We start from the raw sequence: 19,637 nt of genomic DNA, 5'->3' as shown, positions 1-19,637 counted from the left end.
ACCAGGCTTAGCCGGCCGCCTTGCTATCCAAGCGCCTTGGCCTCGCGGCGGCGGGCGGTGAGGATGTATTCGGTGTAGCCGTTCGGCTGCTCGCGGCCCTTGAAGATGAGGTCGCAGGCGGCCTTGAAGGCTGTACCGTCGAAGGCGGGCGCCATCGGCTTGTAGATGGCGTCGCCCGCGTTCTGCTTGTCGACGACCACGGCCATGCGCTTGAGCGATTCCATCACCTGCGCTTCGGTGATGACGCCCTGGTGCAGCCAGTTGGCGAGATGCTGGCTGGAGATGCGCAAGGTGGCGCGGTCTTCCATCAGGCCGACGTCGTGGATGTCGGGCACCTTGGAGCAGCCGACGCCCTGGTCGATCCAGCGCACGACATAGCCCAGAATGCCCTGGCAGTTGTTGTCGATCTCCTGCTTGACGTCGTCGGGCGCCCAATTCGACTTCGACACCGGAATGGTGAGGATGTCCGACAGCTTGGCGCGCGGGCCGCCCTTGGTCAGCTCCTGCTGGCGCGCGGTCACGTTGACCTGGTGATAGTGCAGCGCGTGCAGGGTCGCGGCGGTCGGCGAGGGGACCCAGGCGGTGGTGGCGCCGGCCTGCGGATGGCCAAGCTTCTGCGCCAGCATGTCGGCCATCTTGTCGGGCGCCGCCCACATGCCCTTGCCGATCTGGGCGTGGCCGGGCAGGCCACAGATCAGGCCCATGTCGACATTCCAGTCCTCATAGGACTTGATCCAGGCCTGCGCCTTCATCTCGTTCTTGCGGATCATGGGACCCGCTTCCATCGAGGTGTGGATCTCGTCGCCGGTGCGGTCGAGGAAGCCGGTGTTGATGAACATGATGCGCTTGGAGGCGCGCTGGATGCAGGCCTTGAGGTTGACGGTGGTGCGCCGCTCCTCGTCCATGATACCGACCTTGAGCGTGTTCTCGGGCAGGCCCAGCATCTTCTCGACGCGATCGAAGATCTCGCAGGTCAGCGACACCTCGTCGGGGCCGTGCATCTTCGGCTTGACGATATAGGCAGATCCCGTGCGGCTGTTCTTGACCTTGGAATGGCCCTTGAGGTCGTGAATGGCGAGCAGGCCGGAGACGGCGGCGTCGAGCAGGCCTTCCGGAATCTCCTCGCCCTTCTCGTCCAGCACCGCGTCGGTGAACATGTGATGACCGCAATTGCGCATCAACAGCAGGCTGCGGCCGTGCAGCTTGACCTCGCCCTTGCCGTCCGGCGTCTTGTAGCTGCGGTCGGCGTTGAGCGCGCGCGTCAGCGTCTTGCCGCCCTTCTCGAAATCGGCCGACAGCGTGCCGTTCATCAGGCCCAGCGTGTTGCGATAGACCAGCACCTTGTCCTCGGCATCGACCGCGGCGACCGAGTCCTCCATGTCGAGAATGGTGGAGACCGCTGATTCCATGATCATGTCGGCGACGCCGGCCGGATCGTCCTTGCCGATCGCGCTGTTGCGGTCGATCTTGACCTCGACATGCAGGCCGTTGTTCGCGAGCAGCACCGCGGAAGGCGCGGCAGTATCGCCCTGGAAGCCCGCGAATTGCGCGGCGTTCTTCAGCGCGGTGGCATTGCCGCTCTTCAGCTTCACCGCGAGCTGGCCCGCAACGATGCTATAGGCGGTGACGTCGGTGTGGCTGCCGGTCGCCAGCGGCACGGCGGCGTCGAGGAACGCCTTGGCCTTGGCGATCACCTTGTCGCCGCGCGCCTTGTTATAGCCCTTGCCGCTTTCGGACGGATCGTGCGGGATCGCGTCGGTGCCATAGAAGGCGTCGTAGAGCGAGCCCCAGCGCGCATTCGCCGCGTTCAGCGCGTAGCGGGCATTGGTGAGAGGCACGACGAGCTGCGGGCCGCAGATCTTGCCGATCTCCTCGTCGACATTGGCCGTCTCGACCTTCTGCGTCGCCGGCTCCGGGACGAGATAGCCGATCTCCTTCAGGAAAGCGGTGTAGGCATCGAGGTCGAACGCCTTGCCCTTGTTGGCGCGGTGCCAATCGTCGATCTTGGCCTGCAGCGTGTCGCGCACCGCCAGCAATGCGCGGTTCTTCGGCCCCAGATCCTTGATGATGCCTGCAACCCCGGCCCAGAACGCATCCGGCGCGATCCCGGTTTTCGGGGCCGCTTCCTTGGCGATGAAGTCAAACAGGACGGGAGCGATCTTCAATCCGTGGGCATCGACGCGGTTCATGATGGGCTTTCTTGTTGGAAATGGCTGTTTTTGGCTGCTTTTGACCCGACAGCAGCAAAATGCGCCCATAAAGGGCGGCTTTCGGGGCCCTATTAGCCCCAAAAAGGAGGCCGTGAGAAGGCCCCCGACAGTTGTCAAAATGTCAAGGCGAGGTGGGGCAAGCGCGGTCTACCGCGCGAAAACTGGAGCGCGTATGTTGCCGCGATCCCCAATCTATCACCGTGACCCGGAAGTGGCCGCTTCTTCAGCGGCCCTCGAAGGGCGGCGGCCCGGCTGCATCGGGGCCGCCCATCCTTCGAGGCGCTCTGCGATGCATTCGCACCACAGGGCTCGCACCGCAGGATGACGGAATTACTGGCGATGTCCTGGCCAGGACGACGCCAGAGATCGGTGCAGCAGTCGGGCCTCAAATATTCGCGGCGAGATCCACGACTTCGTCGAACAGCACGCCGGTCGTCTTCAGCATCTGTTCGATCTCATCCGCCGCCTCGGCGACCGTCCGCGTCGAGGTGTCGATCACCAGCTCCGCGGCCTGCGGCGTCTCGTAGTCATTGCCGATGCCGGTGAACGAAGCGAGCGCGCCGGCTCTGGCCTTCTTGTAGTGGCCCTTGGGGTCGCGCTCCTCGCACACGCCGGCCGGCGTCGCGACATGGATCTCGCGGAACGCGCTGTCGGCGATGCGGCGCGCGGTGGCGCGGTCTTCGCGGGCGGGCGAGACGGCGGCGACGATGGCGATATGGCCGTTGCGGGCGAGATGCGTCGCGACCTCGGCGAGGCGGCGAATGTTCTCGCTGCGGTCGGCGGCGGAGAAGCCGAGATCGCTGTTGAGCCCGGCGCGTAGCGTGTCGCCGTCGAGCAGGATCGGCGAGCCGCCATTGGTGAACAGCCGCCGCTCCAGCGCCTTGGCCAGGGTCGACTTGCCGGAGGCGGGAAGGCCGGTGAGCCAGACCACGGCGCCGTTGTGCTGATAGCGCGCGGAGCGCTCGTCGGGCCGCAGGGCGGATTCAACCGGCACGATGTCGACAGGCACGGCACGCTGGCCGGCATCGACCGACAGCACGAGACCGCCGCCGGCGATGCGCCCGGAGACCTCGATCACGAGACGTCCGGTGCGCGGATTCTCGGTGTAGGGATCGGTGGCAATCGGATTCGAAAGAGAAATGTCGATCTCGCCGACGTGGTTGCGGCCGATCGCCTTGTTCTCGGTGCTGGAGAGCTCGCCGGGATCGACCGCCTTCTCGATGGCGACGACGGTGGCGCGGCTTTCCTTCGGCCCGCAGCGCACCAGCAGCTGGTCGCCCTTGGCCAGCGGCTTGTCGTGCAGCCAGAAAATGCGCGCACGCAGACGGCGCGTCTCGCGCGGGGCAGCGTTTGCGTGTGCGATGATGTCGCCGCGCTCGACGAACAATTCGCGGTCGAGCGTGATGCCGACCGAACGGCCTGCGCCCTGACGGCCGGCGACCGGCGTTACCGGCCAGCTCTCGACCGTCTTGATCTTCGCGATCTTGCCGGCCGGCATGATCACGATCTCGTCGCCGGCAATGAGGCTGCCGGATTCGATGCGCCCCGCCACGATGCGGCGGTCGTCGAACTTGTAGATCGCCTGCACCGGCAGGCGCAGTGCGAGGGCTTCCAGCGGCCGCGCCGGCTCGAGTTGGTCCAGAGCCTCGACCACGGTCGGGCCCTTGTACCAGGAGATGCGGTCGGTGCGCTCGGCGACACCGTCGCCGTCACGCGCAGAGATCGGGATCACGGCCGTCGGCGTCACGCCGAGGCCGTTGAGATGCGCGGAGATCTCGTCGCTGATTTCCTTGAAGCGATCGGCGCTGAAATCGACGCGGTCCATCTTGTTGACGACGATCGCGACCTGCTTCACGCCGAGCAGATGCAGCAGATAGCCGTGCCGCCTGGTCTGGTCGCGTACGCCTTCGAGCGCGTCGATGATCAGCACCGCGCCGTCGGCCTGCGACGCCCCGGTGATCATGTTGCGCAAAAATTCGGCATGGCCGGGTGCGTCGATCAGCACGATGTCGCGCGAATTGGTGCGGAAGCGGATCTGCGTGGTGTCGATGGTGATGCCCTGGTCGCGCTCGGTCTGGAGCGCGTCGAGCAGGAACGACCATTCGAACGGCATGCCGCGCCGTGCGCTGACGGCCTTCAGCATCTCGAGCTTGCCGTCGGGTAGGCTGCCGGTCTCGTGCAAGAGGCGGCCGACCAGCGTCGACTTGCCATGGTCGACATGGCCGACGATGACGATGCGCACTTGCGGGCGCGTGGTGCCGTTCGGCGTGGCGGGCGAGGCGGGGGTAACGATCATGTTCATAGCCGCGGAGCGTCCTTGAATCAGAGATAGCCGGCGACGCGAAGGCGCTCGAAGGCGTCTTCGGTCTCGTGGTCGAGCGCACGGCCCGCGCGCTCCGGCACCTTGGTCTGCTCGAGCTCGGCCAGGATCTCGTCGATGCTCGACGCGGTCGAGTTCACGGGGTTGGTGATGTCCTGATCGCCCAGCGAGCGATAGCGCTTGCCGTTTTGCGAGAGGTAGAGCGGGATGATCGGAATGTTCTCGCGCTTGGTGTAGGCCCAGATGTCGGCCTCGGTCCAATGCAGGATCGGGTGGATGCGCAAATGCGCGCCTTGCGGCGGCGAGGCGTTGAAATGATCCCAGAACTCCGGCGGCTGGTCGCGCACGTCCCAATTGCCTTCGAGACCGCGTGGCGAGAACACGCGCTCCTTGGCGCGGGTGGCTTCCTCGTCGCGGCGGATGCCGGCGATCAGACCGTCAAAGCCGTATTTGCCGAGCGCCATCTTGAGGCCCTCCGTCTTGCGCGCGGCGGAACGGGCAGCCGGCGGCAGCGTTGGGTCGACGGCATCGATGGGCGGGCAGGGCTCGACGCGCAGATCGAGATCCCATTCCTTGCCGTAATGATCGCGGAAGCGATACATCTCCGGAAACTTCTTGCCCGTGTCGACATGGAGGGCCGGGAACGGCAGGCGGCCGAAGAAGGCCTTGCGCGCCAGCCAGATCATGACGTTGGAGTCCTTGCCGAGCGACCACAGCAGGGCGATCTTCTTCAAACGGCCAAAGGCCTCGCGGAAGATGTAGATGCTCTGCGCCTCGAGCTGGTCGAGATGGTCCATGCTCGGGGCAAGGTCAGCAGAAAATTCTTGCGCGCGCACGCGCTCGGCGAGGGCTGGGCTGCTCAGTCCGCCAGTTGCGGAATCGTCCTTGAGAAGATGCATCTCTGCCACTTTGCGTTTGGAGGCGAAAATTCTATAGTTGCAGTGCAGAGGAGAAGAAAAAATTTTCTCTTTGCGCACTCGAAACGACACATATATAGAAAATAATTCCAGTCAACCCCGAATTGGGGGAAGCGAGTATCGTATGCGGTTCTTGCCGGTGTTCCTCGATCTCAAGGCCGGTCCGGTGGTTCTCATCGGCGCGGGCGAGCTTCTGCGCGCCAAATTGCGCGTGCTCGCGGCCGCGGGCGCACGCATCCGCGTGCATGCGATCGACGGCAATCAGGATCTGGGCCTCAGCCCCGAGGACGCCGCACGTATCGAGATCGCGACTGGAGATCCGCTGACCGCCGATCTCGCAGGCGTCATCGCGATCGTTTGCGCGGGCGCCAGCGATGTCGGCGTTGCCATGTCGGTCCGCGCCAAGGCGCTGGGCCTGCCGGTCAACGTCATGGACGATCTCGAGCACTCCAGCTTCATCTTCCCGGCGATCGTCGATCGCGGCGACGTCGTGGTCGCGGTCGGCACCGGCGGCACCTCGCCGGTGGTGGCACGTCGCGTGCGCGAGAAGATCGAGGCGCTGCTGCCGGCGCGCATCGGCGAGCTGGCCGAGTTCATCGGCGGCTTCCGCAAATCCATCAACGAGCGCATTGCCGAGTTCCCGCTGCGCCGCCGCTTCTGGGAGCGCGTGATCGACGGGCCGATCGGCGCGTCCGTGCTCGCCGGCCGCAAAGGCGAGGCAGATGCGGCGCTCAAGGCGATTGCCGATCCCTCGGAATTCGCGCGTGCCGACAAGCCAGAAGGCTCGGTCGCGCTGGTCGGCGCGGGTCCGGGCGACCCTGATCTGCTCACCATCAAGGCGCTACGCGCGCTCCAGGATGCCGACATCGTCTTTCACGACGAGCTGGTCTCGGGCGAAATTCTCGACCGCATCCGCCGCGACACGACGCGCGTTCCGGTCGGCCGCCGCGTCGGCAAGCCCGGCATCGGCCAGGATGCCATCAACAAGCGCATGATCGAGGCCGCGCAGGCTGGCCAGCGCGTCGTGCGTCTCAAGGGCGGCGATCCCTTCGTGTTCGGCCGCGGCGGCGAGGAGGTCGAAGCGCTGCGCGCGGCCGGAATCGCCTATTCGATCATTCCCGGCATCACCGCGGGGCTCGGCGGCGCCGCCGATTTCGAGGTGCCGCTCACCTATCGTCATGAGGCGACCCGCATCACCTTCCTCACCGCGCACAAGGCGCGCGATGCGGAAGTCGTGGACTGGTCGACGCTGACCGACACCAAAATGACCGTCGTGGTCTACATGGGCATGACGGCCGCACCCGCGATCCGCGCCGGCCTGTTCGCCGCCGGCCGTTCGCCGGAGACGCCGGTCGGCGTGTTCGCCCGCGTCACGCGTCCCGATGCGCAAGGTGTGATCGGCACGCTGCGCGACCTGCCCGAACTCGTGCGGCGGACCCATGGCGGTCCCGCCATCCTCATCATCGGCGACGTGGTCCGGCATGCCGGATCGCTTCGCCGCCAAACACCCAACCAAATCATCTCTGACCTATTGGATGCAGCCGAATGACCTCCCCGCTTGAACAGAAGAAGATCAAGATCGCCGGCCCCTCGGTCGTGACCGCCAACCGCACCTGGGATGGCATCGTGGTCTACCGCACCGCCGCCAAGAGCTGGTCCGCGGACCTGTCGGAAGCCGCAATCGTGCGCAACTCCGACGAGGCCAAAGCGCTGCTTTCGGAGTCCGTCGCCGATGACGTCGGCGCGATCGGCCCCTATATCGCCCCGGTGCAGGTCGGCGAGGACGGCAAGATCGAACCCGGCAATCTGCGCGAACAGATCCGCCGCACCGGTGTGACCATCGGACAGCCGGCCCAGGCTTAAGGCATTCGCTTATGTACGCTTACGACGAAATCGACCGCACGCTCGTCAACGAGCGCGTCTCGGAGTTCCGCGACCAGGTTAAGCGCCGCCTCTCCGGCGAGCTTACCGAGGACGAGTTCAAGATCCTGCGGCTCCAGAACGGCGTCTATCTCCAGCTGCACGCCTACATGTTCCGCGTCGCGATCCCCTATGGGACGCTGGCGACGAACCAGCTGCGGGCGCTTGCCCATGTCGCCCGCAAATATGACCGCGGCTACGGCCACTTCACCACCCGGCAGAACATCCAGTTCAACTGGATCAAGCTCGCCGAGCTGCCGGATGCGCTGGCTGATCTCGCCGAAGTCGGCATCCACGCGATGCAGACCTCCGGCAACAACATGCGCAACGTCACCTCGGACCAGTGGGCCGGCGTCGCACCGGGCGAGATCGAGGATCCCCGCATCTGGTCGGAGCTGATCCGCCAGCACACCACGCTGCATCCGGAATTCTCGTTCCTGCCGCGCAAGTTCAAGATCGCGATCACCGCGTCGGACCATGACCGCGCCGCGATCAAGATCCACGACATCGGGCTGAAGCTGATCAAGAACGAGAAGGGCGAGACCGGCTTCGAGGTTCTGGTCGGCGGCGGTCTCGGCCGCACACCGTTCATCGGCAAGACCATCAAGCACTTTGTCCACGGCCGCGATATCCTCAGCTACATCGAGGCGATCCTTCGCGTCTACAACCAGTACGGCCGCCGCGACAACATCTACAAGGCGCGCATCAAGATCCTGGTGCACGAGCTCGGCATCGAGAAGTTCTCGCGCGAGGTCGAGGAGGAGTGGCAGCACATCCGCAACTCCTCGCTCCAGATCGACGACGAGGTGATCGAGGATATCCGCTCGCGCTTTACCTATCCGTCCTACGAGAAGCTGCCGCACATGCCGGACGAGCTGCGTCAGGCTGCGGCGGACGCGGACTTCGAGGCGTGGCGCAAGAACTCGGTCGCCCCGCACAAGGTGCAGGGCTATTCGATCGTCACCATTTCGCTGAAGCCGATCGGCGCGCCTCCGGGCGATGCCACGGCCGAGCAGATGGACGCGTTGGCCGATCTCGCCGACAAATATTCCTTCGGTGAGATCCGCGTCGGTCACGAGCAGAACCTGGCGCTGCCCCACGTCGCCAAGCGCGACCTGCCGGCGTTGTGGAAGGCGCTCGACAAGCTTGGCCTCGCCACGCCGAACGTCAATTTGATCACCGACATCATCGCCTGCCCGGGTCTGGACTATTGCTCGCTGGCGAACGCGCGCTCGATCCCGATCGCGCAGGAGCTGACACGGCGCTTCGCCAACCACGAGCTCGCCAATCTGATCGGCCGTCTCCACATCAACATCTCCGGCTGCATCAACGCCTGCGGCCATCACCATGTCGGCCATATCGGCATTCTCGGCGTCGAGAAGAACGGCGAGGAGGTCTACCAGATCACCATCGGCGGCCGTGCTGACGAGGGCGCGGCGCTCGGCAATCTGATCGGCCCCGGCGTCAAGTTCGACGAAGTCGCCGACGTCATCGAGGACGTCGTGGAAGCCTATCTTGCGCTGCGCGAGCGGCCCGACGAGCTGTTCATCGACACGGTGAAGCGCCTCGGCGTCGAACCCTTCAAGGAGCGCGTCTATGCCACTCGTTAACGGTGGAAAAATCGCCGACGACAGCTTTGCCAAGCTGGCCGTCGATACGCCGCTGCCCGAGGGCGGCGACATCCTGGTCCCGGCCGAGCGTTTCCTCGGTGAGGCGGATGCGCTGCTCAAGCGCACCGGCAAGGTCGGCGTGATCTGGCCGAACAATCGCGACATCGGCGAACTGGTGCCCTACCTCGGCAAGATCGCCGTCGTCGCGCTGGTGTTCCCGACCTTCCGCGACGGGCGTGCCTACAGCCAGGCGCGACTGCTGCGCGAGCGCTACAATTATCGCGGCGAGTTGCGTGCGACCGGGCAGATCCTGCGCGATCAGTTCGTGTTCATGCTGCGTGCCGGATTCGATTCCTTCGAGGTCAAGAAGCAGGCCGACGCCGAAGCCTTCATGCAGACGGCCAAGCGCTATTCGGTGTTCTACCAGCCGACCGGCGACGGCCGCATCACGGCGCTGCACCGGCGTATGCAGCTTCGTCATTCGGAAGGTGTCGGCACGTGAACGCGATCGCGCCCCAGGTTTCATCTGTCTCCGCGCTGCCTTCGGCGGAAGAGCTCGATCGGAGCTTACGCGATGCATCGCCTGCGGAAGTCATCGCCGCGGCGCTGAAGACGGTCGGGCGCGAAAAACTCGCGCTGGTGTCGTCGTTCGGCACGGAATCGGCGACGCTGCTCAAGGTGATGGCGGACGTCGATCCGGCGATCCCCGTGATCTTCCTCGACACCGGCTGGTTGTTCGAGGAGACGCTGGCCTATCGCGATACGCTGATCGCGACGCTGGGCCTCAAGGACGTCCGCTCGATCAAGCCGGCCGAGGAGACGCTGACGCGGGAGGATCCCGAGCGGGACCTCTGGTTCTCCGATCCCGACGCCTGCTGCCGCATCCGCAAAGTGGAGCCGCTGGCGCGTGCGCTGAAGCCGTTTTCGGCCTGGCTCAATGGCCGCAAGCGCTTCCAGGGCAATGCCCGCGCCGACATTCCGGTGGTCGAGGACGACGGCGCGCGGTTGAAGTTCAATCCGTTCGCCAACGTCTCGCGCGAGGAACTCGAGGCGATTTTCGTCCGCGCCAAATTGCCGCGTCATCCACTTGCGTCGTCGGGTTTTCTGTCCGTTGGGTGTATGCCTTGCACGAGCAGAACGGCCGAGGGCGAGGATGAGCGCGCGGGTCGCTGGCGCGGCCGGGCCAAGACGGAATGCGGCATTCACACGATGAAGACTTCGTAGCACAGTCACGCTGCCCGGCTACAAACAAGAAAATCCGGTTCCGTTGACTTAAGCGCGTTTCGATCCGAGTTATGCCTGCACGCCTTCGCTGACACTGACGTCATCGAAGTGAATGGAGATGGATATGATGCGTCGTATCGTTCCGCTCGCTGCAGGACTTCTCGTGACGGTTTTCTTGGCAAGCTCCGCTCTTGCCGCCGACATCAATTTGCTGAACGTGTCGTACGATCCGACGCGCGAGCTCTATGCCGAGTTCAACAAGGCATTCGCAACCGCCTATCAAAAGGAAACCGGCAAGAGCGTCGAGATCAAGCAGTCGCACGGCGGCAGCGGTTCGCAGGCGCGTGCGGTGATTGACGGTTTGCAGGCCGATGTGGTGACGCTCGCGCTCGCCTATGACATCGACGCGATCGCCGCCAAGGGCCTGACCACGGCCGACTGGCAGAAGCGCCTGCCGCAGAATTCATCGCCCTACACCTCGACCATCGTGTTCCTGGTGCGCAAGGGCAATCCGAAGGGCATCAAGGACTGGGACGACCTGCTCAAGCCGGGCGTCGCCGTCATCACGCCGAACCCGAAGACGTCGGGCGGCGCGCGCTGGAATTACCTGGCGGCCTGGAGCTTTGCGCAGAAGAAATACGGCTCCGCCGACAAGGCCAAGGACTTCATTGGAAAGCTCTACCAGCAGGTGCCCGTGCTCGACACCGGCGCGCGCGGCGCCACCGTCACCTTCGTCGAGCGCGGTGTCGGCGACGTGCTGCTGGCCTGGGAGAACGAGGCCTATCTCGCCCTAAAGGAATTTGGTGCGCAGAAGTTCGAGATCGTGGCGCCGCCGCTATCGATCCTCGCCGAGCCGCCGGTCGCGATCGTCGACAAGGTTGCCGATAAGAAGGGCACTCGCAACGCCGCCGATGCCTATCTTCAGTACTGGTACACCAAGGAGGGGCAGGAGATCGCCGCGCGCAATTTCTACCGCCCGCGCGATGCCGAGATCGCCAAGAAGTACGAAAATTCCTTCGCCAAGGTCGAACTATTCACGATCGACGACGTTTTTGGTGGTTGGACCAGGGCGCAGAAGGACCATTTTGCCGACGGCGGCATCTTTGACCAGATCTATAAGAACTGATCTGGCGCCGTCTTAAGAGGCTTTAGCAGGGGGCCCGGTGAGCGCAGTTGCAGCACGACGACGGACATTGCCGGGCTTCGGTCTCACGATGGGACTGACGCTGTCCTGGCTATCCATCATCATTCTGATTCCGCTCGCCGGGCTGTTCCTGAAATCGCTCGAACTGAGCCCCGAGCAATTCTGGAACATCCTCTCCAGCCGGCGCACCTTGAATGCGCTTCGCGTCTCCTTCGGCCTCGCCTTCGCCGCGGCCTGCGTCAATCTCGTCATGGGAAGCATCATCGTCTGGGCGTTGGTGCGCTATCGCTTCCCCGGCCGCCGCCTGTTCGATGCGATCGTCGACGTGCCCTTTGCGCTGCCGACGGCGGTCGCCGGCGTCGCACTGACCGCGCTGTTCGCCGAAAAGGGCTGGCTGGGCGCGCCGCTCGCCGCGGCCGGCATCAAGGTGGCGTTCACGCCGGTCGGCATCTTCGTCGCCATGATCTTCATCGGTATTCCCTTCGTGGTGCGCACCGTGCAGCCGGTGCTCCAGGATCTCGACCCCGAGATCGAGGAGGCCGCGGGCAGTCTCGGCGCCAGCCGCTGGCAGACCATCATTCGCGTGATCCTGCCCTCGCTCGGGCCGGCACTGCTGACCGGGCTCGCACTCGCCTTTGCCCGCGCGGTCGGCGAATACGGCTCGGTGATCTTCATTGCCGGCAATCTGCCGAACGTGTCCGAGATCGCGCCGCTGTTGATCGTGATCCGGCTGTCCGAATTCCGCTACGCCGACGCGACCGCGATCGCGGTGGTCATGCTCGTCGTGTCCTTCGTCATCATCTTCGCCGTGAACCGGCTCCAGCGCTGGGCGCAGAGCCGGATCCCGGCGCGCTGAGGGCGGATCATGACGATGCAGATCGCAGATTCGGTTTCGCTCTCGTCGCTAGATGCGAAAGCGCGTGCCCACGCCGCCGCGGCACGCGACAGCCTCCGCACCGAACCGCGCGCCGTGCGCGTCGTCATCATCGCGCTGGCGGTGACCTTCCTCACCGTCTTCGTCGTGTTGCCGCTTGTCCTGGTGTTCGCGCAAGCGTTCTCGAGGGGGATTCTCGCCTATCTCGCCGCGCTCGCCGAGCCGGAGGCGCTGGCGGCGATCAAGCTGACGTTGATCGTCGCGGGGATCTCGGTCGGCCTCAATCTCGTGTTTGGTCTCGTCGCGGCCTGGGCGATCGCCAAATTCGAATTCCCGGGCAAGACCTTCCTGATCACGCTGATCGACCTGCCGTTCTCGGTGAGCCCGGTGATCTCGGGCCTCGTCTTCGTGCTGCTGTTCGGCGCGCAGGGCTATTTCGGCAACTGGCTGCGGGATCACGACATCCAGATCCTGTTCGCGGTGCCCGGCATCGCGCTCGCGACGACCTTCGTGACCTTCCCCTTCGTGGCGCGCGCGCTGATCCCGCTGATGCAGGAGCAGGGCACGCAGGAGGAGGAGGCCGCGATCTCGCTCGGCGCCTCGGGCCTGCAAACCTTCTTCCGCGTCACGCTGCCGAACATCAAATGGGGCGTGCTGTACGGCGTCCTGCTCTGCAACGCCCGCGCGATGGGCGAGTTCGGTGCGGTCTCGGTCGTCTCCGGCCACATCCGCGGCGAGACCAACACCATGCCGCTCTTGGTCGAGATTCTCTACAACGAGTACCAGTTCGTCGCCGCCTTCGCGATCGCCTCGCTGCTCGCGATGCTGGCGCTGATCACGCTCATCGCCAAGACCATTCTCGAACGTCACCTCGACGAAGGAGACGACGCAAGTGACCATTGAAGTCAAAAATCTCGTCAAGAAGTTCGGCAGTTTTGCCGCCCTCGACGGCGTCGACCTCAAGGTCAATGACGGCGAGCTGCTGGCGCTGCTCGGCCCGTCGGGCTCCGGCAAGACCACGCTGCTGCGGATCATCGCCGGCCTCGATTGGCCTGATACGGGCGACGTCTCCTTCAACGGCGAGGACGCGCTGGCGCAGGGCGCGCGCGAGCGCCACGTCGGCTTCGTGTTCCAGCACTACGCGCTGTTCCGCCACATGACGGTGTTCGAGAACGTCGCCTTCGGCCTGCGCGTGCAGCCCCGCACGGTCCGCAAGGACGAAGCGACCATCCGTGCGCGGGTCAAGGAGCTGCTCGACCTCGTGCAGCTCGACTGGCTCGCCGACCGCTATCCGAGCCAGCTTTCCGGCGGCCAGCGCCAGCGCATCGCGCTCGCCCGCGCGCTCGCGATCGAGCCGCGCATCCTGCTGCTCGACGAGCCCTTCGGCGCGCTCGACGCCAAAGTGCGCAAGGAGCTGCGCAAATGGCTGCGCTCGCTGCACCATGAGATCAACGTCACCTCGATCTTCGTCACCCACGACCAGGAGGAGGCGCTCGAAGTCGCCAACCGCGTTGTGGTGATGGACAAGGGGAAGATCGAGCAGATCGGCTCGCCCGACGACGTCTATGAAAGCCCGGCGACCGCCTTCGTCCACGGCTTCATCGGCGAGTCCATCGAGCTGCCGGTCCAGGTCGAGGGCGGCGTGATCAGGCTCGGCGACCGCTTGCTCAATCTTGCAGCAGACGGCCTGGTGCCTGGCGCGTCAAAACTATTCGTGCGGCGACATGACATGCTGGTTGGCCCGCCCGGCAGCGGCGCCTTCGAGGGCGCCGTGCAGCACGTCCGCAATTTCGGTCCCGTACAGCGGGCCGAGGTCGCGCTGTCGGGCGGCGAGACCATCGAGATCGATGCGCCCCGCGACAGGGAACTGCGCGCCGGCGACACGATCGGCCTCGAGCCTCGCCGCTACCGGATCTTTGCGGGCGCCTGAGCGGGTCGAATTTTCCTCAAAATTCACCTTTCAGCCACGGTTGGTATGCAACAACGGCCCTTCCTTTGGGGGCCCGATTCATGCGCGCTGCGGCCGCGATTCTCATTCTTTTGCTTCTCGCCGGCTGCGCCGGCAACGAAGCGCCGGTCCAGCAGCCGTCGATGTATGCCGATATGTCCGTTCCGGGCTCAAAGCTCGATGCGCAGGCGGCCGCGATCATGATCTCGCAATACCGCCAGAACAACGGGCTCGGCACCGTCGTGATCGACCCCGATCTGATGCGGCTTGCCGAATCCCAGTCCCAGGCCATGGCGGCGGCCAACAAGATGGACCACGACGTCCGCGCGCCGCTGGCCAAGCGCCTTGCCGGCGGCGGCTATCCGGCGACGGTGGCGGTCGAGAACGTCTCGGCCGGCTATCATACGCTGGCGGAAGCGTTTTCCGGTTGGCGCGACTCGCCTCCGCACCGCGCCAACATGCTCAAGAGCGGTGTCACAAAACTGGGCATCGCGGCGGGCTATGCTCCAGGCACCAAATACAAGGTGTTCTGGACCATGATCCTGGCCTCGACGGAGCGATAAGCCAGACTTGATCCCGGGATGCATTGACGCCGTGGCGAACTGTCGCCACGGTGGCTCGCCTTTTGTTAATGTCCCCCGCATGACCGATCACAGCCCGGAAGTCGCAACAGTCCCCGCGAAGGCGCAACGCGTCCTGGTGCTCCAGGGCGGCGGCGCGCTCGGCTCCTATCAGGCCGGCGCCTATCAGTCGCTGTGCCATTTCGACTTCGAGCCGGATTGGGTCGCCGGCATCTCGATCGGCGCGGTCAACGCCGCCATCATCGCCGGCAACGAGGGCCGCACCCGTGTCGAGCGGCTCAAGGAATTCTGGGAGATGGTTTCGGCGCCGGTGCCGTGGAAGCCGATCGGCAAGAGCGACCATAGCCGCGAGCTGTTCAATTCGACCAGCGCCGCGCTGATCGCGACCTTCGGCGTGCCCGGCTTCTTCACGCCGCGCATCCCGCCCGCGCCGCTGTGGCCGCCCGGCAGCCCGCAGGCCGAAAGCTATTACGACACCGCACCGCTGAAGAGGACGCTGGAGCGCCTGGTCGATTTCGACCGCATCAACGATCTGAAGACCCGCCTGTCGGTCGGCGCCGTCGGCGTCACCTCGGGCAACTTCAAATATTTCGACAATTACGAGTTCAAGAAGCTCGGCAAGAAGATCGGCCCGGAGCACATCATGGCCTCCGGCGCACTGCCGCCGGGTTTTCCGTCCGTCGTGATCGACGGTGAGCATTACTGGGACGGCGGCATCGCCTCCAACACGCCGCTCGACTACGTGCTCGATGCCGAGGTCGATCGCGACATGCTGATCTTCCAGGTCGATCTGTTTTCCGCCCGCGGCGATTTGCCGAATTCGCTGCTCGAGGCCACCGAGCGCGAGAAGGACATCCGTTTCTCCAGCCGCACGCGGATGAACACCGACAAGAACAAGCAGGTGCACAACGCCCGCAGGGCCGTGCGCGACCTGATTTCGAAATTGCCCGATTATCTGAAGAACGATCCTTCCGTGGAATTCCTTGCCAAGGTATCGCGTGAAAGCACCGTCACCGTGGTGCACCTGATCTACCGCAGCAAGAACTACGAATCCTCGTCCAAGGATTACGACTTCTCGCATGTCGCCATGGTCGAGCATTGGGAAGCCGGCGTGCGCGATGTGCATCTGTCGATGCGCCACAAGGACTGGCTCGAGAAGCCGCAGTCCGGCGAGACCATGGTGACCTACGATCTCACGGGGGACGTCACTGCGCCCCCGCCAAAAAGGAGCGAATGATATGGGTAGTCTGTCAGGCAAGAATGCCGTCGTCACAGGTTCGACCAGCGGCATCGGGCTTGCCTACGCGCGCGCCTTCGCCGCTGCGGGCGCCAATGTCGTCATCAACGGCTTCGGCTCGCCGGAGGACATCGAGAAGGAGCGCGCCAAGATCGAGTCCGATTTCGGCGTGAAGGCGGTCTATTCGCCCGCCGACATGACCAAGCCGGCGGAAATCGCCGGGATGATCGCGCTCGGCGAGAAGAGCTTCGGTTCGGTCGATATCCTCGTCAACAATGCCGGCATCCAGTTCGTCTCGCCGATCGAGGAGTTTCCGATCGAGAAGTGGGACCAGATCATCGCGATCAACCTGTCCTCGGCCTTCCACGCCATCCGCGCGGCCGTCCCCGGCATGAAGAAGAAAGGCTGGGGCCGCATCATCAACACGGCGTCGGCCCACTCGCTGGTCGCTTCGCCCTTCAAGTCGGCCTATGTGTCGGCCAAGCACGGCATCGCGGGTCTCACCAAGACCGTGGCGCTCGAGGTTGCGACCCACAAGATCACCTGCAACTGCATCAGCCCCGGCTATGTTTGGACGCCGCTGGTGGAGAAGCAGATCCCCGACACGATGAAGGCCCGCAGCCTGACGCGCGAGCAGGTCATCAACGACGTGCTGCTCGATGCGCAGCCGACCAAGGAGTTCGTGACGTCCGAGCAGGTCGCAGCGCTCGCGCTGTTCCTGTGCGGCGACGATGCCGCGCAGATCACGGGTACGAACCTGTCGATCGACGGTGGTTGGACGGCGGAGTAGGCGTTCCGGAACGAGGAGCCGTAGGGTGGGCAAAGGCGCATCAGTGCCGTGCCCACCATTTCTCTCCAATTCAAGAAAAGCGTGGGCACGCTTCGCTTTGCCCACCCTACGAAACCGAGGGCGAGGCGGTTGCCGCTTTCTGCCTAATGCCCCCAGGCCAGCGCCGTCACGAACGCCGACGACAAATTCAGCTCCGCGAACATGATCTTGCCGGCGACCACGAACAGCACGCTGGCAAGCGTCAGGCGCAGCACCGTCTCGGGCACCCGCGTCGCGCTATAGCTGCCGACGATGATGCCGGGCAATGAGCCCATCAGCAGCACGCCCATCAGCGCCCAGTCCACGTCGCCGAGCGCCCAGTGCCCGATGCCGGCGACCAGCGTCAGCGGCACGGCATGGGCGATGTCGGAGCCGACGATGCTCGACATCGGCAGCCGCGGATAGAGCAGCAGCAGAACGGTGACGCCGACCGCGCCGGCGCCGACCGATGAAATCGAGACCAGCACACCGAGCACGATTCCGGTGATGACCGTCGCGATCGCGGTGGTGCGGTCGTCGACCTGCTCCAGGCGCCGGCGATAACGCTCCATGATCGCCTTGCGGAAGATCAGCGAGGTCGCGGTCAGAAGCAGCGCGAAGCACAACACCAGATTGACCAGGCCGCGCTCGGAATCGCTCTTGAGGTCGAGCTTCCACAGCACGAGCAGGGTCAGCGCGCTCGCCGGAAGGCTGCCGCAGGCCAGCCGCAGCACCGCCGGCCAATGCACGCTGCGCGACCAGCCATGCACCACGCTGCCGCCGGTCTTGGTGGCGGCGGCATAGAGCAGGTCGGTGCCGACCGCGGTCGATGGATGAATGCCGAACAGCAGGATCAGCAGCGGCGTCATCAACGAGCCGCCGCCCACGCCGGTCATCCCGACGAGCAGGCCGACGCCGAATCCGGAGGCGACGTAGAGTGGATCAATCATGTCCGGGGAATCTTAGGTTTATCTCGTCAGTTGAGCAATACGACGTAGAATAAACTTTCCCTGGGGTGCAACTACTTGGAAGGAATAAGAAAAATCATGCTGCCGGTCGTGAATGGGTAGGAGTTTCACCTCCCTCGCAAGCATGCGGCGAAACGGTCGTTCCCCGATGCCTGCGGACGCGCAGCGCCTATTTGCCAAACGCCAGCACATGCAGGCCCAGCCGCTGGCGCACGATCCAGAACAGCAGCACCGTCTCGAAGGTGAGCGAGATCGAGGTCGCGGCGGCCGCGCCGTGGCCGCCGTAGCGCGGCACCAGCACGATGCACAGCACGACGTTCATGACGAAGGCCAGCGCGTAGGCCAGCGCGCAGATCTTCTGCTGGCCGAGCATGTTGAGCAGGCGTTCGACCGGGCCGATCGCGGCGCGCACCACGAGCCCGATCGCGGCGACGAACATGATGTCGTAGCCGACCACGAATTGCGGTCCGAACAGCCAGAGCAACGGTTTGCCGAGCGCAAGCAGCACGATGGTCGCGGCCAGCGACGGCCAGAACGTCCAGTTGATGGCATGCGCGACATAGGCCGACAGGCGCGCCTTGTCGCCGATCGCGTTGTATTCGGCAAAACGATGCGCCGTCGTTGCCGACATCGCGTAGTGGATGAAGGAGACGAGCGCCAGCGTCTTCACCACCGCGAAATAGACGCCGACCTCGTCGGAGGGGCGAAACTGCTGCAGCACCAGCACGTCGGTGTAGGACAAGAGCAGATAGAAGCTCTCGACCAGCAGGATCGGCAGCGACACGGCGAGCCAGCCGCCGATGTCATAGGCCTTGGGGCCTGGCTCGATGTGATCGGCGAGCTTGCGGTTCAGCACCACCATCTGCCCGGTCATCGCGATCCACACCGCGCCGGCACTTGCGACCATCGCGGCGACCGCGCCGAGATGATAGCCGAGCAGGAAGGCGATAGCCGTGATGCCGATGATCAGCGCCTGGCGAATGATGAATTGCGGCATCAGGCCGAGCTGCATCCAGTCATGCGAGCGCGCGATGCCGTCCTGGGTGTTGGCGACGACGAAGGCGGGCAGCGTCATGCAGCCGATATAGAGCGGCAACACCTCGGCCGGATTGATCCAGGGCGACAGCAGCTTTACGAGGCCGGCAAGGCCGAGCGATACCAGCGTCGAGACGGCGAAGGTCAGCCAACGGCTGCCGGAGAGGAAGCCGCGCAGCAGCGCATGCTCGCCGCTGGTGCGGTATTCCGGGATGATCTTTTGCGCGGAGGCGGAGATGCCGAAATCCATCATGCTGCCGAGCAGCAGCACCCAGGTCCAGACGTAGACATAGATGCCGTAGTCGGACGTGCCCATCCAGCGCGCGAGCAGCACCTGCGAGAAATAGGCGAGCCCGGCACTGACGACGCGGATGATGAAGATGGTGCCGGCCAGCCGCCGCGTCAGCGACGCCTCGCTCGATCCGCCCGTCAATTTTCCGCGCAGCCGTGCGATGAGGCCGGCAGGTCCGGTCGTTGCGGGTTCTGCATCCATCACGGCCACGTCGAAGGGTCCCCGGGGCATCAGGCTTGTTCTGGCAGCCTTCGGGCTTAGCAACCATTCGTTAAGATTCGGTTGGATCGTCGCGCAGTTGCCCTGGCGACGGCCGGTGCGCGGAAGCACGCTTCCCTCCTTGCGGAGCGGAGCTGCGCTGCTAGGATACAAGCATATTGGTTTCATTTGGAATTTGCGCTGCCGACCGCGTACGCACGGATTTTGGCCCGGTGTCGGGCCGGTCGAGGATCATCTCCAACTCTTGTCCGCCTCGAATTCTCGGCGAGATGTCTGCGTTGATCACCGGCTTTCAAGAGGAGCGAATGATGCGTCGATTTCTGACGGGTC

At 64.7% G+C, this 19,637-nt stretch carries 17 protein-coding genes; 12 read left to right on the top strand and 5 right to left on the bottom strand.

Features of this window, described 5'->3' with window-relative positions; genetic code table 11:
- Positions 1-23: 23 nt before the first annotated feature.
- The 3 genes from I3J27_RS35645 to cysD all read right to left on the bottom strand — a co-directional run bounded on the left by I3J27_RS35645 (position 24) and on the right by cysD (position 5,327).
- Positions 24-2,189, bottom strand: coding sequence for a malate synthase G (locus tag I3J27_RS35645; protein WP_270163485.1), 2,166 nt, complete (start codon positions 2,187-2,189; stop codon positions 24-26).
- Positions 2,190-2,595: 406 nt separating this feature from the next.
- Complete coding sequence (gene cysC / locus I3J27_RS35640; protein ID WP_270163484.1) at positions 2,596-4,512, bottom strand: adenylyl-sulfate kinase; 1,917 nt, start codon at positions 4,510-4,512, stop codon at positions 2,596-2,598.
- A gap of 20 nt (positions 4,513-4,532) precedes the next feature.
- On the bottom strand, positions 4,533-5,327 hold the full coding sequence (gene cysD / locus I3J27_RS35635) for a sulfate adenylyltransferase subunit CysD (protein ID WP_270172973.1): 795 nt from the start codon (positions 5,325-5,327) through the stop codon (positions 4,533-4,535).
- A 244-nt stretch (positions 5,328-5,571) separates the two neighbouring features.
- Between cysD and cysG the strand changes: the two genes are divergently transcribed.
- The 12 genes from cysG to I3J27_RS35575 all read left to right on the top strand — a co-directional run bounded on the left by cysG (position 5,572) and on the right by I3J27_RS35575 (position 16,775).
- A complete protein-coding gene (gene cysG / locus I3J27_RS35630) occupies positions 5,572-6,996 on the top strand; it encodes a siroheme synthase CysG (RefSeq protein ID WP_270163483.1) in 1,425 nt (474 codons plus the stop codon).
- A complete protein-coding gene (locus I3J27_RS35625; RefSeq protein ID WP_270163482.1) occupies positions 6,993-7,310 on the top strand; it encodes a DUF2849 domain-containing protein in 318 nt (105 codons plus the stop codon). The genes cysG and I3J27_RS35625 overlap by 4 nt, the downstream gene beginning before the upstream one ends.
- Before the next feature lie 11 nt (positions 7,311-7,321).
- Positions 7,322-8,977: a nitrite/sulfite reductase gene (locus I3J27_RS35620; protein WP_270163481.1), complete on the top strand. Its 1,656-nt coding sequence runs from the start codon at positions 7,322-7,324 to the stop codon at positions 8,975-8,977.
- Positions 8,964-9,479, top strand: a complete 516-nt coding sequence (locus I3J27_RS35615) for a DUF934 domain-containing protein (protein WP_270163480.1) — start codon at positions 8,964-8,966, stop codon at positions 9,477-9,479. Before I3J27_RS35620 ends, I3J27_RS35615 begins: the two co-directional genes overlap by 14 nt.
- The gene (locus I3J27_RS35610; RefSeq protein WP_270163479.1) at positions 9,476-10,201 is read left to right on the top strand and encodes a phosphoadenylyl-sulfate reductase; all 726 of its coding nucleotides are present in this window, start codon (positions 9,476-9,478) and stop codon (positions 10,199-10,201) included. The genes I3J27_RS35615 and I3J27_RS35610 overlap by 4 nt, the downstream gene beginning before the upstream one ends.
- Positions 10,202-10,313: 112 nt before the next feature.
- Entirely contained in the window at positions 10,314-11,327 is a 1,014-nt protein-coding gene (locus tag I3J27_RS35605; RefSeq protein ID WP_370691917.1) for a sulfate ABC transporter substrate-binding protein, read from the top strand.
- A gap of 88 nt (positions 11,328-11,415) precedes the next feature.
- Positions 11,416-12,201 (top strand): sulfate ABC transporter permease subunit CysT, encoded by a 786-nt coding sequence (gene cysT, locus I3J27_RS35600; protein WP_035963341.1) that lies wholly within the window; start codon positions 11,416-11,418, stop codon positions 12,199-12,201.
- Positions 12,202-12,210: 9 nt separating this feature from the next.
- Positions 12,211-13,122: a sulfate ABC transporter permease subunit CysW gene (gene cysW, locus I3J27_RS35595; RefSeq protein ID WP_270163477.1), complete on the top strand. Its 912-nt coding sequence runs from the start codon at positions 12,211-12,213 to the stop codon at positions 13,120-13,122.
- Positions 13,112-14,149: a sulfate/molybdate ABC transporter ATP-binding protein gene (locus I3J27_RS35590; RefSeq protein WP_270163476.1), complete on the top strand. Its 1,038-nt coding sequence runs from the start codon at positions 13,112-13,114 to the stop codon at positions 14,147-14,149. Before cysW ends, I3J27_RS35590 begins: the two co-directional genes overlap by 11 nt.
- A gap of 80 nt (positions 14,150-14,229) precedes the next feature.
- Positions 14,230-14,730, top strand: coding sequence for a CAP domain-containing protein (locus I3J27_RS35585; protein WP_270163475.1), 501 nt, complete (start codon positions 14,230-14,232; stop codon positions 14,728-14,730).
- Positions 14,731-14,809: 79 nt separating this feature from the next.
- The gene (locus tag I3J27_RS35580) at positions 14,810-15,985 is read left to right on the top strand and encodes a DUF3734 domain-containing protein (protein WP_270163474.1); all 1,176 of its coding nucleotides are present in this window, start codon (positions 14,810-14,812) and stop codon (positions 15,983-15,985) included.
- Position 15,986: 1 nt separating this feature from the next.
- On the top strand, positions 15,987-16,775 hold the full coding sequence (locus I3J27_RS35575; protein WP_270163473.1) for a 3-hydroxybutyrate dehydrogenase: 789 nt from the start codon (positions 15,987-15,989) through the stop codon (positions 16,773-16,775).
- A gap of 143 nt (positions 16,776-16,918) precedes the next feature.
- Here I3J27_RS35575 and I3J27_RS35570 read toward each other — a convergent pair whose 3' ends face one another.
- Positions 16,919-17,743: a sulfite exporter TauE/SafE family protein gene (locus tag I3J27_RS35570; protein ID WP_270163472.1), complete on the bottom strand. Its 825-nt coding sequence runs from the start codon at positions 17,741-17,743 to the stop codon at positions 16,919-16,921.
- Positions 17,744-17,930: 187 nt separating this feature from the next.
- Entirely contained in the window at positions 17,931-19,298 is a 1,368-nt protein-coding gene (locus tag I3J27_RS35565; protein WP_270172972.1) for a flippase, read from the bottom strand.
- Between the last annotated feature and the right edge of the window lie 339 nt (positions 19,299-19,637).

It is taken from the genome of Bradyrhizobium xenonodulans (assembly GCF_027594865.1).
Classification (GTDB): Bacteria; Pseudomonadota; Alphaproteobacteria; order Rhizobiales; family Xanthobacteraceae; genus Bradyrhizobium; species Bradyrhizobium xenonodulans.
This window is presented reverse-complemented; position numbering and strand designations above follow the sequence as displayed.

Bases quoted from the DNA above. Each gene is read 5' to 3' on its own strand.
- I3J27_RS35625 (WP_270163482.1), top strand. From the start codon at position 6,993: ATGACCTCCCCGCTTGAACAGAAGAAGATCAAGATCGCCGGCCCCTCG.
- cysW (WP_270163477.1), top strand. From the start codon at position 12,211: ATGACGATGCAGATCGCAGATTCGGTTTCGCTCTCGTCGCTAGATGCG.
- cysD (WP_270172973.1), bottom strand. From the start codon at position 5,327: ATGGACCATCTCGACCAGCTCGAGGCGCAGAGCATCTACATCTTCCGC.
- I3J27_RS35575 (WP_270163473.1), top strand. From the start codon at position 15,987: ATGGGTAGTCTGTCAGGCAAGAATGCCGTCGTCACAGGTTCGACCAGC.
- I3J27_RS35570 (WP_270163472.1), bottom strand. From the start codon at position 17,743: ATGATTGATCCACTCTACGTCGCCTCCGGATTCGGCGTCGGCCTGCTC.
- I3J27_RS35645 (WP_270163485.1), bottom strand. From the start codon at position 2,189: ATGAACCGCGTCGATGCCCACGGATTGAAGATCGCTCCCGTCCTGTTT.
- cysC (WP_270163484.1), bottom strand. From the start codon at position 4,512: ATGAACATGATCGTTACCCCCGCCTCGCCCGCCACGCCGAACGGCACC.
- cysT (WP_035963341.1), top strand. From the start codon at position 11,416: ATGGGACTGACGCTGTCCTGGCTATCCATCATCATTCTGATTCCGCTC.
- I3J27_RS35605 (WP_370691917.1), top strand. From the start codon at position 10,314: ATGGAGATGGATATGATGCGTCGTATCGTTCCGCTCGCTGCAGGACTT.
- I3J27_RS35615 (WP_270163480.1), top strand. From the start codon at position 8,964: ATGCCACTCGTTAACGGTGGAAAAATCGCCGACGACAGCTTTGCCAAG.
- I3J27_RS35620 (WP_270163481.1), top strand. From the start codon at position 7,322: ATGTACGCTTACGACGAAATCGACCGCACGCTCGTCAACGAGCGCGTC.
- I3J27_RS35580 (WP_270163474.1), top strand. From the start codon at position 14,810: ATGACCGATCACAGCCCGGAAGTCGCAACAGTCCCCGCGAAGGCGCAA.
- I3J27_RS35585 (WP_270163475.1), top strand. From the start codon at position 14,230: ATGCGCGCTGCGGCCGCGATTCTCATTCTTTTGCTTCTCGCCGGCTGC.
- cysG (WP_270163483.1), top strand. From the start codon at position 5,572: ATGCGGTTCTTGCCGGTGTTCCTCGATCTCAAGGCCGGTCCGGTGGTT.